At 64.4% G+C, this 15,998-nt stretch carries 16 protein-coding genes; all 16 read left to right on the forward strand.

Features of this window, described 5'->3' with window-relative positions:
- Positions 1–80 precede the first annotated feature (80 nt).
- The 16 genes from panB to B8V81_RS20225 all read left to right on the forward strand — a co-directional run bounded on the left by panB (position 81) and on the right by B8V81_RS20225 (position 15,979).
- Entirely contained in the window at positions 81–932 is an 852-nt protein-coding gene (gene panB / locus B8V81_RS20150; protein WP_028599739.1) for a 3-methyl-2-oxobutanoate hydroxymethyltransferase, read from the forward strand.
- The gene (gene panC / locus B8V81_RS20155) at positions 929–1,846 is read left to right on the forward strand and encodes a pantoate--beta-alanine ligase (protein WP_052333423.1); all 918 of its coding nucleotides are present in this window, start codon (positions 929–931) and stop codon (positions 1,844–1,846) included. Before panB ends, panC begins: the two co-directional genes overlap by 4 nt.
- 5 nt (positions 1,847–1,851) lie before the next feature.
- Positions 1,852–2,235, forward strand: coding sequence for an aspartate 1-decarboxylase (panD, locus tag B8V81_RS20160; RefSeq protein ID WP_028599737.1), 384 nt, complete (start codon positions 1,852–1,854; stop codon positions 2,233–2,235).
- Between the two features lie 149 nt (positions 2,236–2,384).
- Positions 2,385–3,227, forward strand: coding sequence for a hypothetical protein (locus tag B8V81_RS25390; RefSeq protein WP_052333422.1), 843 nt, complete (start codon positions 2,385–2,387; stop codon positions 3,225–3,227).
- A gap of 23 nt (positions 3,228–3,250) precedes the next feature.
- Complete coding sequence (gene dinG, locus B8V81_RS20170) at positions 3,251–6,118, forward strand: ATP-dependent DNA helicase DinG (RefSeq protein ID WP_101809061.1); 2,868 nt, start codon at positions 3,251–3,253, stop codon at positions 6,116–6,118.
- On the forward strand, positions 6,115–6,777 hold the full coding sequence (locus tag B8V81_RS20175; RefSeq protein WP_101809062.1) for a redox-sensing transcriptional repressor Rex: 663 nt from the start codon (positions 6,115–6,117) through the stop codon (positions 6,775–6,777). Before dinG ends, B8V81_RS20175 begins: the two co-directional genes overlap by 4 nt.
- Positions 6,752–8,056 carry an amidohydrolase gene (locus B8V81_RS20180; protein WP_101809063.1) on the forward strand — a complete coding sequence of 435 codons (1,305 nt, stop codon included), beginning with the start codon at positions 6,752–6,754 and terminating at the stop codon, positions 8,054–8,056. Before B8V81_RS20175 ends, B8V81_RS20180 begins: the two co-directional genes overlap by 26 nt.
- Complete coding sequence (locus B8V81_RS20185; RefSeq protein WP_028599733.1) at positions 8,056–8,583, forward strand: cell wall elongation regulator TseB-like domain-containing protein; 528 nt, start codon at positions 8,056–8,058, stop codon at positions 8,581–8,583. Before B8V81_RS20180 ends, B8V81_RS20185 begins: the two co-directional genes overlap by 1 nt.
- A 150-nt stretch (positions 8,584–8,733) precedes the next feature.
- Positions 8,734–9,270, forward strand: coding sequence for a hypothetical protein (locus B8V81_RS20190; protein ID WP_101809064.1), 537 nt, complete (start codon positions 8,734–8,736; stop codon positions 9,268–9,270).
- Complete coding sequence (locus tag B8V81_RS20195; RefSeq protein ID WP_028599731.1) at positions 9,263–10,762, forward strand: AAA family ATPase; 1,500 nt, start codon at positions 9,263–9,265, stop codon at positions 10,760–10,762. The genes B8V81_RS20190 and B8V81_RS20195 overlap by 8 nt, the downstream gene beginning before the upstream one ends.
- A gap of 320 nt (positions 10,763–11,082) precedes the next feature.
- Positions 11,083–11,955 carry a 3-hydroxyacyl-CoA dehydrogenase family protein gene (locus tag B8V81_RS20200; RefSeq protein ID WP_028599730.1) on the forward strand — a complete coding sequence of 291 codons (873 nt, stop codon included), beginning with the start codon at positions 11,083–11,085 and terminating at the stop codon, positions 11,953–11,955.
- A complete protein-coding gene (locus B8V81_RS20205) occupies positions 11,952–13,169 on the forward strand; it encodes an acetate kinase (RefSeq protein WP_101809065.1) in 1,218 nt (405 codons plus the stop codon). The genes B8V81_RS20200 and B8V81_RS20205 overlap by 4 nt, the downstream gene beginning before the upstream one ends.
- 42 nt (positions 13,170–13,211) lie before the next feature.
- The gene (asnS, locus tag B8V81_RS20210; RefSeq protein WP_101809066.1) at positions 13,212–14,510 is read left to right on the forward strand and encodes an asparagine--tRNA ligase; all 1,299 of its coding nucleotides are present in this window, start codon (positions 13,212–13,214) and stop codon (positions 14,508–14,510) included.
- The gene (locus B8V81_RS20215) at positions 14,510–15,220 is read left to right on the forward strand and encodes a DnaD domain-containing protein (protein WP_101809067.1); all 711 of its coding nucleotides are present in this window, start codon (positions 14,510–14,512) and stop codon (positions 15,218–15,220) included. Before asnS ends, B8V81_RS20215 begins: the two co-directional genes overlap by 1 nt.
- Positions 15,217–15,447 (forward strand): DUF1450 domain-containing protein, encoded by a 231-nt coding sequence (locus B8V81_RS20220; protein WP_101809068.1) that lies wholly within the window; start codon positions 15,217–15,219, stop codon positions 15,445–15,447. Before B8V81_RS20215 ends, B8V81_RS20220 begins: the two co-directional genes overlap by 4 nt.
- A 28-nt stretch (positions 15,448–15,475) precedes the next feature.
- Positions 15,476–15,979 (forward strand): ferritin, encoded by a 504-nt coding sequence (locus B8V81_RS20225; RefSeq protein WP_101809069.1) that lies wholly within the window; start codon positions 15,476–15,478, stop codon positions 15,977–15,979.
- Positions 15,980–15,998 lie beyond the last annotated feature (19 nt).

Consider the following 15,998-nt stretch of genomic DNA (forward strand, 5'->3'; position numbering starts at 1 on the left):
GGGCTGGACTTTTTAGCAGAGGCTAAAAGGTTTTTTTGTGTTCACACTAAGCCAAGAGGTTCCGAAAGGGGAAAACGAACATGAAACAAGCGTTGACGACAACCAAGCTGCAGCGGATGAAAAGAGAGGGCGTGCCGATCACGATGCTGACGGCGTACGATTATCCTTCCGCCAAGCTGGCCGAGGAAGCGGGAGTCGACACATTGCTGGTCGGCGACTCGCTGGGCAATGTCGTGCTCGGCTACGACACGACCGTGCCGGTCACGCTGGAAGATATGATTTATCATGCGCGATCCGTCGCCCGCGGGGCGGCGAATACGTTCCGCATCGTCGACATGCCGTTCATGACGGCGCGGATCAGCCGCGAGCATACGCTGCAGGGAGCGGCGCGGCTCATGCAGGAAGGGCATGCCCACTCGGTCAAGATCGAGGGAGGCGCCGAGGTGGCCGAGCATGTGAAGGCTTGCGTCGATGCCGGCATCCCCGTCATCGGCCATATCGGCCTGACGCCGCAGTCGGTCCACCAGATGGGCGGCTACAAAATTCAAGGCAAGCTCGAGGCTGAAGCGGCCCGGCTGCTGGACGACGCGCTCGCGCTGCAGCAGGCCGGCGCCTATGCGGTCGTGCTGGAGCTCGTGCTCGGGCCGCTGGCCGAGGACATCTCGCGCCGGCTCGACATCCCGACGATCGGCATCGGCGCCGGCGCCGGCTGCGACGGCCAGGTGCTCGTCTACCACGACGTCATTCAATATGCCTCGCCCTATACGCCCAAGAAGTTCGTCAAGACGTATGCCGATGTCGGCACGCAGATCCGCGAGGCGCTCGGCGGCTTTGTCGAGGACGTGAAGGCTCGCCGCTTCCCGACGGAGGAGCATACGTTCGGCGTGTCCGCCGCGCAGCCGGCTGCCGTTTATGGAGGAGGCTCCAAATGAGCGTGCTGACGGAAGCGAAGCCGAAGGCGCCGATCGTCGCGCGCACGGTAGCCGAGCTGAAAGGGCTGCTGCGCGAGCGCCGCGAGCGCGCGCCCGGCCTGCAGACGGGCCTCGTGCCGACGATGGGCTATCTGCATGACGGCCACGGCAGCCTCATCCGCCGCAGCGCTGCGGAAAACGGGCTGACGGTGCTGTCGATCTTCGTCAACCCGCTGCAGTTCGGGCCGACGGAGGATCTGGACCGCTATCCGCGCGACGAGGCCCGCGATCTCGAGGTCGCGCGCCGCGAAGGGGCGGACATCGTATTCATGCCGAGCGTCGAGGAGATGTATCCTCGACGTCCGCTGACGCGAGTGCTCGTCAGCGACGTGACAGAGGCGCTATGCGGCGCCTCCCGGCCGGGCCACTTCGACGGCGTCGGCACGGTCGTCGCCAAGCTGTTCCACCTCGTCGCTCCGACGAAGGCCTATTTCGGCCTCAAGGACGCGCAGCAGGTCGCCGTCGTGCGTCAGATGGCCGACGACCTGAACTTCGACGTCGAGATCGTGCCTTGCCCGACGCTGCGCGAGCCGGACGGACTTGCGCTCAGCTCGCGCAACGTCTACCTGTCGCCGGAGCAGCGCGCCGAGGCGCTCGTGCTGTCGCGCACGCTGGACAAGGCGAAGCAGTGGGCGTCGGAGCCGGGCATGACGGCCGGCGAGCTGCAGCGCCGCGCGCGCGAAGCGATCTTGCGCTCGCCGCTCGCCGACATCGACTACGCCGAGCTGCGGCTGTACCCGTCGCTCGCCGCGATCCCTCCGGAGCAGCCGCTGAGCGCCGCGCTCGGGCAGTCGGAAGCGCTGCTGGCGCTCGCGGTCAAATTCGGCGGCACCCGGCTCATCGACAACGCGATATTTCCCAAGAAGGGAGCCTGAACCCGATGCAACGCACCATGATGAAATCCAAGCTGCACCGCGCGACCGTGACGGAAGCGAACCTGAACTATGTGGGCAGCATCACGATCGACGAGGACCTGATGGAAGCGGCCGATCTGTGGGCCAACGAAAAGGTCCAGATCGTCAACAACAACAACGGCGCCCGTCTGGAGACGTACGTCATTCCGGGACCGCGAGCCAGCGGGGTCATCTGCCTGAACGGCGCCGCCGCCCGGCTCGTGCAGCCCGGCGACAAGATCATCATCATTTCCTACGCTTCGATGGAAGAAGCGGAAGCCCGGACCTATCGGCCGCGCGTCGTCATTTTGAACGAGGACAACCGGCCGGCCGAGGTGATGGATCACGAGGTGCACGCCGTTATTCGGTAAGCGAGCTTCCTGATGCGTCCGCCTCAGGGAACTGCCGCCGCCGGGTATAGGGGGGGCGCTTCGGAAGCAGAATGAGGGTACGGCTTCGCAGCCGCGCATTTATGACGATTCCTTTCCCCTCATTCCATAGCCGAAGGCGGTGTGAACGGATGTTTGAGCCGATGTTTGCCGTCATGAACGAGATGCTGGACGACATCATGCTTCGCTGTCCCGGCTGCAGTCCGAACGAGCGCGAGCAGCTGCTGAAGCAGCTGATCCACCTTCGCGCGGCAAGCGATCAATTCATCGAGGAATGGCTGGCCTTCGAGGAAAAGCTGGCGGACTTCCAGGACGCTTATCCGCAGGAGGCCGCAGCCGCAGGCCTCGGCGGCGGCCTGTCCGGCCTGTCTCGCGCGAGCGAGCCGCAGTCCGGCCGCAGCCGAGGGGGCGAAGCCGCCGCTTCCCGCTTCGCCAAGCCTCAGCTGCCGCTCATGCAGGAGCCTCCGGGCTCTGGCGGCTCAAAGCAGCCCGCAGCCCCGGGGCAGCAGCCGCAGGCCGACACGGGACTGCTGCCCCCGGCGGCCGGCGTGCCGGAGCCGGTGTCGGACGAGGAGCTCGCGGCATGCGTCGCCAAGGGTCAAGGCTATTTCAACCTGTTCATGTTCCCCCAGGCGATCCGCCATTTCGCGGATGCGGTGCGGCTCGCCCCGGAATGCAATCTGGCTCGCCTGTACTTGGCGATGTCGCTCATGCACACGAAGCAGTGGAACGACGCGGAGCTGCATTTCAAGCTGCTCGCCACGCTGACGGAGCATCCGCGCTGGCAGGCGATCAGCTTCAACGCGCTAGGCTGCATCCAGGCGGTGCGGCTCAACATGGAGCTTGCGGAACGGCTGTTCCGTCAAGCGCTCAAGATGGATCCGAGCTTCGAGGATCCGGCTATCAACCTCAAGTCATGCCATCAGGCGCATGGGCCCTTATCCCTTTATTTCGGAAGCGCGGAGCTGACTTGATCGGAGAGGAAGATCGGCTGTCAATGAATTATGCGGTACTCGACGTGGAAACGACCGGGACGAACGCCTCGGAAGATGATCTCATACAAATCGGCCTCGTGCTGATGGACGAAGAGTTCAATGTCGTACAGACACTGAGCTCTTTCGTGCGTCCGAGCAGGGGGATCCCTGCCTTCATCACCCAGCTGACGGGCATCGACGACGAGATGGTGCGGGACGCTCCGGAGCCGGACGAGCTGCTGCTCGAGCTGATCCCGCTGCTGGACGATGCCGTGCTGGTCGGACATAATGTCGGCTTCGACGCCGGCTTCCTTAATATGGCGCTCGACCGCGCCGGCTATTCGCCGTTCGCCGGCCGCAGGCTTGATACGGTCGAGCTGCTGCGGATGCTGTTCCCTTCGCTGCCGTCGTATCAGCTCGGAGCCGTATCGGAGCAGTTCGGCATCCGCCACGACCAGCATCACCGGGCGGACAGCGATGCGATGGCGACGGCGATCCTGTTCTCGGAGTGCTTGAAAAAGCTCCGATCGCTGCCGCTGCTGACCGTCGAGCATCTGGCCTCCTTCATCCGGGACAGCGATCTCGGCTGGCTGCTGGCGCTCGAGCTTGAAGCCAAGCAGCTCCTCTCCGCGCTCGATACGGACTCCCACAAGTACTATCGCGGCGTGGCGATGTCGGCCGGGGACTGGACCGAGGAGGAGTCTGCCCGCGAGGAGGAGCAGGCCAATCCGCTTGCGGACGCCAGCTTCGAGGACTACCTGGAGATGGTCAAGACCGGCTTCGAGACGCTGTTTCCCGACTACGAGGAGCGCGAGGCGCAGACGACGATGTTCCGCGAAGTGAACGACGCCTTCGAGAACAGCCGGCATCTGCTGATCGAAGCCGGCACCGGCACGGGCAAATCGCTCGGCTATCTCATTCCTTCGCTCTATTTCGGAATCAAAAACGAGCGCAAGATCGTTATAAGCACGCACACGATCAATCTGCAGGAGCAGCTGCGCCAACGCGACCTGCCGCTGCTGCGCGACGTGCTGCCGTTCAAGTTCCGCGCAAGCGTCTTCAAGGGCCGGGGCAACTACATGTGCCTGCGCAAGTTCGAGACGCGGCTGCAAACGCTGGAGCTGGCGGCGGGCAGCGAGGAGCGGCAGACCGCCTCGCAGATGCTCGTCTGGCTCGGCGAGACGGAGACGGGCGACCAGGAGGAGCTGAACTTCGGCAACCGCGGCGCGGAGTTCTGGAACACGGTCTCCAGCGACGCGGATTCCTGCCTGAACCGCGCCTGTCCGTGGTTCAAGCGCTGCTTCTACCACCGGGCCAAGCAGGAGTCGAACCTCGCCGACATCGTCATCACGAACCATTCGCTGCTGTTCACCGACATCCGCGCCGACCACCGGCTGCTGCCGTCCTACGAATACCTCGTCATCGACGAGGGCCATCAGCTCGAGGAGGTGGCCGGCAAGCATCTGGGACAGCAGCTCGGTTTCTACGGCTTCCTCAACCTGGCGAACCGGCTGGCCAAGGATTCGAGGAACGGCCTGCTGCCCCAGCTGCGGATGCAGATCCAGGGCGAGGATGCCGACGAGGTCGCCAAATGGACGGAGCAGCTCGACGAGGTCATCCCGCGCTTCGGCTCGCTCAAGGATACGTGGGAAAAGCTGTTCGAGCTGCTGCAGGCGCTCGCTTCGCCGAGCGCTGGAGGCGGCGCGGCCGAGGCGGGACAGACGATCCTGCGGCTCAAGCCCGGCGCGCTCCCCAAAGCTTGGGAAGCGATCGAATTCGAGGAGTCGCTGTTCTTCAAGGAGATGAACCAGGTCGTCAAGGTGCTGGACAAGATGAGCTCGGACATGAAGGACAAGCTGGACGACCTGTCGCTGCAAGGCATGATCACCGATCTTGCCGGTGCGGTCAAGGACGCCGGGCGCATCCGCGACGAGCTCAAGGTGTTCGTGCGGGCGGACAAGCCGGAAATGGTGTACTGGATCGAGTCCTACCAGAGCGCGCGGACGAAGAGCGTGCAGCTGCATACGGTGCCGGCCGATGTGAGCGCGCAGATCCGGGAGCATTTTTTCGACAGCAAAAAAAGCGTCGTCATCACGTCGGCGACGCTGACCGTGCAGAAGACGTTCCAGTACGCCGCCGAGCAGTTCGGCTTGAAGCTTGGCGACGAGCGCCAGGCGCGCACGGTGCAGCTGCCTTCGCCGTTCCAGCACCGCTCGCAGGCGCTCGTCATGATCCCGCGCGACTTTCCCAAGGTAAAGGGAGCGGCTGCCGATCCGGCCTACATGGACAAGCTGCTCGGCTCGCTGGCCGCTGCGGCGGTCGAGACGGGCGGACGGATGCTCGTCCTGTTCACCAGCTACCGGATGCTGAAGGAAGTGTACGAGCCGCTCAAGGAAGCGCTAGCCGGAGCGGGCATCCAGGTGCTCGGCCAGGGAGTGGACAGCAGCAACCGCAGCAAGCTGACGCGGCTGTTCCGCCAGCAGCCGGCGTCGGTGCTGCTCGGCACGAGCAGCTTCTGGGAAGGCGTGGACATTCCCGGCGACGCGCTCGTCTGCCTGGCGATCGTGAGGCTGCCGTTCCAGCCGCCGAACCATCCGCTGCAGGAGGCCAAGGCGGAGCTGCTGCAGGAGGCGGGCCACAATCCGTTCATGAAGCTGTCGGTGCCGCAGGCGGTCATCCGCTTCAAGCAAGGCTTCGGCCGGCTCATCCGCACGTCCCGCGACAAAGGCATCGTGCTGCTGTACGATACGCGCGTCATCGATACCTTTTATGGAAAGCACTTCCTCTATTCGCTGCCAGGGCCTAAAATTGAAACGATGCATGCCGAGCAGTTCACTTCCCGCATGAGGGAATGGCTGCAGGACGAAGCGAAGGGGGCCGAGCAGCGATGAGCAAGCAGGGCAAACCGATATCCGAAGCGGTCGTGCGGCGGCTGCCGGTCTATCTGCAGGTGCTGAACGACCTGCATGTGCGCGACGTGCAGACCGTCAGCAGCCAGGAGCTCGGGCGCAAGCTCGATCTCAATCCCGCCCAGATCCGCAAGGATCTGGCTTACTTCGGGGAGTTCGGACGCAAAGGCGTCGGGTACGACGTCAACTATCTGATCGAGAAGATCCGCGGCATCCTGAAGCTCGACCAGCCGATGAAGGTCGCGCTCGCAGGCGCGGGCAACCTCGGCCATGCGCTGTGCAACTACAGCAGCTACCTCAAGGACAACATGAAGATCACGGCCGTGTTCGACGCGAGCCCGGCCAAGATCGGCATGCGGATCAACCGGCTCGAGGTGCTGCCGATCGAGCGGCTGCGGGACAAGGTGCGGGAGGACGGCATCCAGATCGGCATCATCACGGTGCCGGCCGCGGAGGCGCAAAACGTCGCCGACCGCTTCATCGAGGCGGGCGTGACGGGCATCCTCAACTTCGCGCCGGTCGTGCTCAAGGCTCCGGACAAGGTGCGGATCCACTACGCCGACTTCACGACGCAGCTGCTGAGCTTGGCCTACTATATGGATAAAGACGGGACGGATGAACATGAGCAAATGGTGGATTGAAAACGGGACGTTCGTGACGATGGACAAAGCCCAGCCGGTCGTGCGCGGCCATATGGTCGTCGACGGCGACCGCATCGTCTATATCGGAGAAGAGCGTCCGCAGGAGGCCGACGCGATCTCCGTGCGGATCGACGGCAGCCGGCGCGTCTACATGCCGGGACTGATCAACACGCATGGCCACGCGGCGATGTCGCTGCTGCGCGGCTTCTCGGACGACGAGGCGCTGCAGACGTGGCTGCAGGACTACATGTGGCCGATGGAAGCGAAATTTACGGACGCCGACGTCAAGTGGGGCACCTCGCTGGCCGTGCTGGAGATGCTCAAAAGCGGCACGACGACATTCGTCGACATGTACGACCGGATGGACCAGGTCGCCCAGGTCGTGGAGCGCTCCGGCATGCGCGGCGTGCTGATGCGCGGCGCGATCGGCCTTTGCCCGGAAGAGGTGCAGCGCGAGAAGCTGGCGGAGGCGGTCCAGTTCGCCAAGGACTGGAACGGCGCGGCGGACGGCCGCATCGCGACGATGATGAGCCCGCATGCGCCGTATACGTGCCCGCCGGCGTTCATCGAAGCGTTCGTGCAGGCGGCGCATGATCTCGACCTGCCGATGCATACGCATATGTCGGAGACGCGCGCCGAGGTCGAGCAGAACTTGCGCGAGTACGGCCTGCGCCCGGTGGCGCATCTCGACCGTCTCGGCCTGTTCTCCCGTCCGAGCTTCGTCGCCCATGCGGTGCATCTGACGGACGAGGAGATCGCGCTGCTCGCCGAGCGCGGCGTCGCCGTCTCTCACAATCCGGCCAGCAACCTGAAGCTCGCGAGCGGCGTGGCCCGCGTGCCGGAGCTGCTGAAGGCCGGAGTCGCCGTCTCGCTCGGCACGGACAGCGCGGCGAGCAACAACAATCTCGACCTGTTCGACGAGATCCGGCTCGCCGCGCTCGTCCACAAGGGCGTCAGCGGCGACCCGACCGTCGTGCCGGCGATGCAGGCGCTTCAGCTCGCGACGCTCGGCGGCGCGGCGACGATCCGGCAGCCGGAGCTCGGCGCGCTGAAGGCGGGACTCAAGGCCGACTTCATCTCGCTGGACGCCGACCAGCCGCATTTCTACCCGCGCACGGACATCGTCTCCCATCTCGTCTATTCCGCTTCGGGACGCGACGTGCGCGACGTCTGGGTCGACGGACGCCAGGTCGTGCAGGGCGGCGTCTGCCTGCTGCTCGACGAGGAGAAGATCCTGGCTGAAGCCGAAGCCTGCTACCGCAGGCTCGCCGGGGCCTGATGGCCCGCAGCCGCAGTCCTCGCTGGTACTTTACCCGCCGGGGCTGGACGGTCGTCGCCGTGCTGGCGCTGATCCTGCTGCTGGCGCTGATCCATGCCGAGCTGCGGAGCATCCAGCAGCCGGTCTGGCAAGGCGAGGCGCAGGCGGCGAGCTTGGCCAAGGAGCAGGCGGGGCTGACGGAGGTCGCCTCCGCCGAGAAGTATGTGTGGGACGAGCCGCTCTGGATCGTGCGCGGCAGCACCGCCGAAGGCCGCCAGCTCGTCGTCTGGCTGCTGCCGGAGCGGGCTCCCTATGCCGAGAATGCGGCGGAGAGCGCGACGGAGGAGGACATCCGCGCCAAGCTGCTCGCGGCGAAGCCGGACGCCAAGCTGCTCCATGTCCGTCCGGCCTGGCATCAGGGCTCGCCGGCATGGGAAGCGTACTACTCCCGGACAACGGACCAGCTGCGCTACTTTTACGAGTTCTACGACTTCAAGACCGGCGCCGAACGAGCCACGTATTCCTTGACCGCCAAACGTTCTTCCTGATTTGTTCACATTTGCCTGCCCTCTATCAAAGTCGAAGTGATATACTCATCGTATAGCAATTGTGATATACTAGAAGCCATCACAAGGCGCGAATACGCATGAGGACGGCCAGTCCGCTGGCCGCTTCGATCCTAAAGGGGGCTTTTTGCTTTGATCAAATGGAGGCTGCTGCCTTTTCTCGCCACTGTCGCCGTGTCGGCCGCGCTGCTGTTCGGAGGCTGGTACGCCTATCAGCAGACCGCTGTCGAACGTCCGCTCAGCAAAGCCGTACAAGCGCTGCCGGGCGTGTCATCCGCCCAACCCTCCCTTAGCCAGGATGTCGTCACGGTCAAGCTCACGCTGAACGGCGGAGCCGACCTTCGAACCATATATGAGCAGATCTCGCGTCAAGGCGCCTCGGTCATCGGCTCCCGCAAGCTGGTGCTGCAGGTCGACGGGCCGACGAGTCCGAAGCTGGAGGAGATCTGGTCGAGCCAGCTGTTCACGATCGCCGAAGCGATGGAGAACCGGGAGTACTCCCGCATCCCCGACGCGCTGGCGGCCATGCAAAAAAGCCATGAAGGACTTCGGGCGAAGTCTTCCATGGATCAGGCGAACGTTTATGTGACGCTGGAGTACGGCACGGATACGAAGTATGTCATTCTGCCCCGCGCGGGCGAGACGATGGGGGTATGGCCCAATGCCTAAGTACAGCGCCGAGATCGGCGCCGGCTTTTTGACCGCTCTGCTGGCCTTTCTGCTGTTCCGCGGCGTCAATGTCGTGCCGCTGCTGCTTGCCCTGTCGCTCGTCGGCGTGCTGTTCTTCGCTCTGCGCTCCAAGGGGCAGCTCGCCGCGGCAGGCGGCAGGCGGGACGCGACGGTCAAGACGTCCAAGCCTTTTTCCTTCGACGATATCGGCGGCCAGGACCGCGCCAAGGTCGAGCTGATCGAGGCGCTCGACTTTCTGGTCAAGCATGAGGAGATCAGCAAGCTCGGCATCCGTCCGCTCAAGGGCATCCTGCTGACCGGCCCTCCGGGCACCGGCAAGACGCTGATGGCCAAGGCGGCGGCGCAGTATACGGATTCGGTCTATCTCGCCGCCTCGGGCAGCGAGTTCGTCGAGATGTACGTCGGCGTCGGCGCGGGCCGCATCCGCGACCTGTTCAAGGACGCGCGCAAAAAAGCGCAGAAGGCCGGCAAGAAAAACGCCGTCATCTTCATCGACGAGATCGACGTCATCGGCGGCAAGCGCGACGGCGGCCAGCACCGCGAGTACGACCAGACGCTCAACCAGCTGCTGACCGAGATGGACGGCATCCATACGAACGACGCCCCGCGCATCCTCATTATGGCGGCGACGAACCGCAAGGAGATGCTCGACTCCGCTTTGCTGCGTCCGGGCCGCTTCGACCGCCATATCGGCGTCGAGCTGCCGGACAAAAAAGGCCGTCTTCATATCTTAACCATCCATGCCAAGAACAAACCGCTCGACGAGGCGGTCAGCCTCGACAAGATCGCCGAGGAGTCGTTCGGCTTCTCCGGCGCGCAGCTGGAGAGCGTGCTGAACGAGGCGGCGATCTATGCGATGCGCGAGAGCAGCGAGTCCGTGCGCCAGGAGCATCTGTCGATGGCGATCGACAAGGTGATGATGGGCGAGAAGACGGACCGCGAGTCCACCAAGGAGGAGCGGGAGCGGGTCGCGATCCACGAGCTCGGACATGCCATCGCCGCCGAGCTGGTGCGTCCGGGCAGCGTGTCGCAGGTCGCGCTCTCGCCGCGCGGAGGGGCGCTCGGCTACGTGCGCCACAATCCCGCGCAGGACCATTACCTCTACACGAAGGACTACCTGGAGTCGCAGATCATGATCGCGCTTGCCGGCGCCGCCGCAGAGGAGATGTTCTACGGCGGGCGCAGCACGGGCTCCAAGGGCGACTTCGACCAGGCGCTGAGCATCGTGCGCACGATGGTCGAGTGCGGGCTCACCGAGGCCGGCATCGTCGAGGACCGGATGCTGACGCCGGACCGCTGGGCGCAGATTACCGGCGGGGTGCTGGAGGGGCTGATGGCGCGCACCAAGGAGCTGCTCGGCTCGCGCCGCCCTCTGTTCGAGCATAGCCTCGCCATCCTGATCGAAAAAGAGACGCTTGGCGGCGAGCAGTTCCGCGAGCTGCTGCGCGAGGAGCAGCTCGTCGGCGCCTGAGCCGTCGGCAACGTCGCTTGACCTATGGATACATCCATCACAGACGGGCCGCCGGCCCGTCTTTTATGCTGTCTGGGGAGGCGCTCGGGCAGCGGCCGAGCGATGCGGCCAGGAATGCGCCAGACCGGGTCCGATTAGGGCGGATCTGTGACTTCCCATCGCCGCGCTGACGCATAAAAATCCAGCAGCGGCGCGGATTTTCGGTCACCGGATTGTGCAAAATACAGATTCGGGAACATTGTGCAGCAGCCCCTTGGAAAGGTATAATAAGGGGCGGCTTTAGAGAGAATAGAGGCTTTTCAGATTGGAGCGGACCTACTGTGAATTTTAGAAAGATCGGTGTCATCGGTGCCGGCACGATGGGCCAGAGCATCGCCGAAATGCTTGCGTACAAAGGCATGGACGTATTCCTCATGGAGCTTACGCCGGCCAAGCTGGAGCAGGGACTTCGCAGCATCGAGATCAGCCTGGACAAGCAGATCGAGAAATGGGCGCTGACGCAGGCGGAGAAGAAGCTGATCCTGAACCGCATCCACGGAGTGTCGGACATGAGCGACTTCTCCCAATGCGAGCTCATCATAGAGACGATCACCGAGGACCTGGAGCGCAAGAAGGCGATCATCGCCGCGGCGGACCGCGCCTGCCCGCCGGACGTCATCCTCGCGAGCAATACGTCGACGCTGTCGCTGACGGAGCTGGCGAGCGCGGCGGCGCATCCGGAGCGCGTCATCGGCATGCACTTCGTCTATCCGGTGTTCAAGGTCGATCTCGTTGAGATCGTGCGCGGCCTGCGCACGTCGGACGCGACGTTCAAGTCGACCAAGGGCTTCGTCGAGCAGGTGATCGACAAGAAGGGCGTCATGGTGTTCGAGTCGCCGGGCTTCATCACGACGCGGCTCATCTGCCTGTTCATCAACGAGGCGCTGCACATCCTCGAGGAGGGCGTCGCGTCGGTCGACGACATCGACAGCGCGATGCGGATCGGCTACTCGTTCCAGCACGGACCGTTCGAGATGGCCGACCGCTTCGGCCTCGACTCCGTGCATGCCGCGCTGGAGTCGATGTTCCGCGAGTACGGCGAGCTGAAATACCGCCCGTCGTTCATTCTCAAGAAGATGGTGCGGGGCGGACAGCTCGGCGTCAAGAGCGGCGCGGGCTTCTTCACTTACGATGAGGACGGTGACCGCGTATGAACATTCTCGTCATCAATGCGGGCAGCAGCTCGCTGAAGTACCAGCTTTACGACATGAAGGACGAGTCCGTGCTCGCGAGCGGGCGCGTCGAGCGGATCGGCATGGACTCCTCGATCGTCACCCATGAGCCGGAGGGCCGTCCCGAGGTGCGGATCGTCGACGAGATCCTGGAGCATACGAGCGCGATCAAGCGCGTGCTGGACATGCTCACCCATCCCGAGCACGGCGTGCTGAGCTCGGTGCAGGAGATCGACGCCGTCGGCCACCGCGTCGTGCACGGCGGCGAGGCGTTCAAGGAATCCGCCGTCGTCACGCCGGAGACGAAGCTGGAGATCCGCAAGCTGTTCGACCTGGCGCCGCTGCATAACCCGGCCCATATGATGGGCATCACGGCCGTCGAGGCGGTGCTGCCGGGCGTCACGCAGGCCGTCGTGTTCGACACGGCGTTCCATCAGACGATGCCGCAGCAGTCGTACCTGTATCCGGTGCCGATGGTGCTGTACAAGCGCCATGCGATCCGCCGCTACGGCTTCCACGGGACGAGCCACGCCTACGTCAGCGAGCGCGCCGCCGAGGTGCTTGGCCGTCCGCTGGAGGAGCTCAAGCTCGTCAGCTGCCATATCGGCAACGGCGCGAGCGCGACGGCGATCCTGCACGGCAAGTCGTTCGACACGAGCATGGGCATGACGCCGCTCGAGGGCCTCATGATGGGCACGCGCAGCGGCGATCTCGATCCGGCGATCGTGCCGTACACGATGAACAAGGAAGACCTGACCCTTTCCGAGGTCAACTCGATGCTCAACAAGCATAGCGGCCTGCTCGCCATCTCCGGGCTCAGCAGCGACATGCGCGAGATCACGGAGGCGATGTTCGACGGCGACAAAAACGCGAAGCTCGCCTTCGAGATGTACGCCTACCGGGTCAAAAAGTACATCGGCGCCTATGCGGCGGCGATGAACGGCATCGACGTGCTGCTGTTCACGGCCGGCGTCGGCGAGAACTCCGTCGTCCTGCGCGAGCATGTGTGCGACGGCCTGACGTTCCTCGGCATCAAGCTGGACAAGGAGCTCAACGCCCAGCGCAGCAAGGAGGCGCGGGTCATCTCGACGCCGGACTCGTCCGTGGCCGTCATGGTCGTGCCGACCAACGAGGAGCTGCTCATCGCCCGCGACACGTTCAAGCTGGCCCGTCAGCGCGGAGCGGAGCAGGCCTGATCCATTTCAGATCCATCCACACGAAAGGGGCCAACCGCCATTATGAATGATTCCCTCGTCACCATCCGAGAAGTATCCGGCCATGTCGGCCAAAGCGTGCGCATCGGCGCATGGCTGCAGCGCAAGCGCTCCAGCGGCAAGATCGCCTTCCTGCAGCTGCGGGACGGCACCGGCTTCATCCAGGGCGTCGTCGCCAAGACCGAGGTGAGCGAGGACACCTGGGAGCAGGCGGGCAAGCTGACGCAGGAAAGCTCCCTGTACGTGACCGGCCTCGTCAAGGAGGAGCCGCGCAGCCCGTCCGGCTACGAGCTCGTCGTCGAAGGCATCGAGATTATCCAGGTGACCCAGGAATACCCGATCACGCCCAAGGAGCATGGCGTCGACTTCCTGATGGACCACCGCCATCTGTGGCTGCGCTCGCCCAAGCAGCGCGCCGTGCTGACGATCCGCGCCGAGATCAAGCGCGCGGTCAATGAATACTTCGATACGAACGGCTTCACGCAGGTCGATCCGCCGATCCTCACGCCGACGTCGGCGGAAGGCACGACGAACCTGTTCCATACGAAATATTTCGACGAGGACGCCTACCTGACGCAAAGCGGACAGCTGTACATGGAAGCGGCGGCGATGGCGCTCGGCAAGGTGTACAGCTTCGGCCCGACGTTCCGCGCCGAGAAGTCCAAGACGCGCCGCCATCTGATCGAGTTCTGGATGATCGAGCCGGAAATGGCGTTCGTCGACCTCGAGCAGTCGCTGCGCATCCAGGAGCAGTTCGTCGCCCATGTCGTCCAGAGCGTCGTGAACAACTGCCGTCCGGAGCTGACGACGCTGGAGCGCGACATCTCCAAGCTGGAGGCGATCCAGGCGCCGTTCCCTCGCATCACGTACGACGAGGCGATCGACTTCCTCAACAGCAACGGCTTCGAAGTGCCGTGGGGAGAGGACTTCGGCGCTCCGCACGAGACGGCGATCGCCCAGGCGCATGACCGTCCGGTGTTCATCACGCATTATCCGGCCTCGATCAAGTCGTTCTACATGAAGCCGGACCCGAACCGTCCGGAGGTCGTGCTGTGCGCCGACATGATCGCGCCGGAAGGCTATGGCGAGATCATCGGCGGCTCGCAGCGGATCGACGACCCGGAGCTGATGGCGCAGCGCTTCGAGGAGCATAACCTGCCGCTCGAGGCGTACCAATGGTACATGGACCTGCGCACGTACGGCACCGTGCCGCATTCCGGCTTCGGCCTCGGCCTGGAGCGGACGGTCGCCTGGATCTGCGGGCTGGAGCATGTGCGCGAGACGATCGCGTTCCCGCGCACGCTCTACCGGCTGTATCCTTGATGCGGCCTGGCGACCGGGGCAGCAGCGTCAGCGGCAGCGGCGCCCATGCCGAGGCGCTCGCCCGCGTCATGGGCGAGGGAGGCGTCTTCCTGCCGGCGCTGCTGCTCCGCTCCTATCGCGAGCTGGGGCTCGGAGACGCGGACTTCATGCTGCTGCTGCAGCTGATGGCGTTCCGCGATACGGAGCGCAATGACTTTCCGACGCCGGAGGAGCTTGCCACGCGCCTCGGCATCTCGCCGCGCTCGGTGCAGCAGCAGCTCGGCCGCCTCATGAAGGAAGGCTTCCTGCGCATCGACGAGACGCTCGACAGCGTCAGCGGCATCCGCTACGAGCGCTACAACTGGCAGGGCTGGCTGGAGCGCGCGGCCGAGTGGACGGCGGAGGCGGACCGTTCCGCGTCCGTCTCCGCATCGGCGGCGCCGAGTCCGCGTCCGGCTGCCGCTGCCGCCGCGACGGACCTGTTCTCGGTGTTCGAGCAGGAATTCGGCCGTCCGCTCTCCCCGATGGAGTGCGAGCGCATCAGCATGTGGCTGGACCAGGACCGCTACAGCGACGAGCTGATCCGCTTCGCGCTGCGCGAGGCCGTGTTCGCGGGCAAGCTGCATTTCACCTATATCGACCGCATCCTGCTGGAATGGGGCCGCAATCGGGTCACCACGCCGGAGGAAGCGCGCGTCCACAGCCGCAAGTTCCGCGGCGGAGCCAAGTGAAGATCCGGTTTTGCCGGCGCAACCTGAAGCTCCTGTCCAAGCCCGCCTACCGCAGGCTCAAGGACGAGCCCGGCATCGAGCTGCGCAAGTCGCCCTGCCTCGGCAGCTGCCGGCTGTGCCGCGAGCGCTGCTTCGCCGTCGTCAAGGGCCGCGTCGTGCAGGCCGGCAAGCCCAAGAAGCTGGCCCGGCGCGTGCTGGAGCGGGTCGAGAAGGAGCGCCGAAACTAGCCCTATCCGCATCCAAGGAGGAATTCCGATGAATGACCAGCTAGCCGCTTCGCTCAACGACCAGATGAACTTCGAGTTCTACTCCGCCCATGTGTATCTCGCCATGGCGGCGTACTGCTCCGGCCAAAGCCTGGAGGGCTTCTCCAACTTTTTCCTCGTTCAGGCCGAGGAGGAGCGCTTCCATGCGATGAAGATCTACAAGTTCCTCAACGACCGCGGCCGCCGCGCCACGCTGCAGGCTCTGCGCGAGCCGAAGAACGAGTACGATTCGATGCTGGACGTATTCGAGCACGGCTACCGGCACGAGCAGCAGAATACGAAAAACTTCTACCATCTGGCCGACCTGGCGCTCGACGAGCGCGAGCACGCGACGATCTACTTCCTGAAGTGGTTCATCGACGAGCAGGTAGAGGAGGAAGCCCTCTTCGACGGCATCATCCAAAAGCTCAAGCGGATCGAGTCCGACAGCAACGCCTTCTACATGCTGGACGCCGAGTTCGCGAACCGCTCGTTCACGCCTCCGGCGGAATAGAGCCGGTTCCATTCGCAAC

The organism is Paenibacillus pasadenensis, assembly GCF_002864175.1.
Lineage (GTDB): Bacteria > Bacillota > Bacilli > Paenibacillales > Paenibacillaceae > Paenibacillus_O > Paenibacillus_O pasadenensis.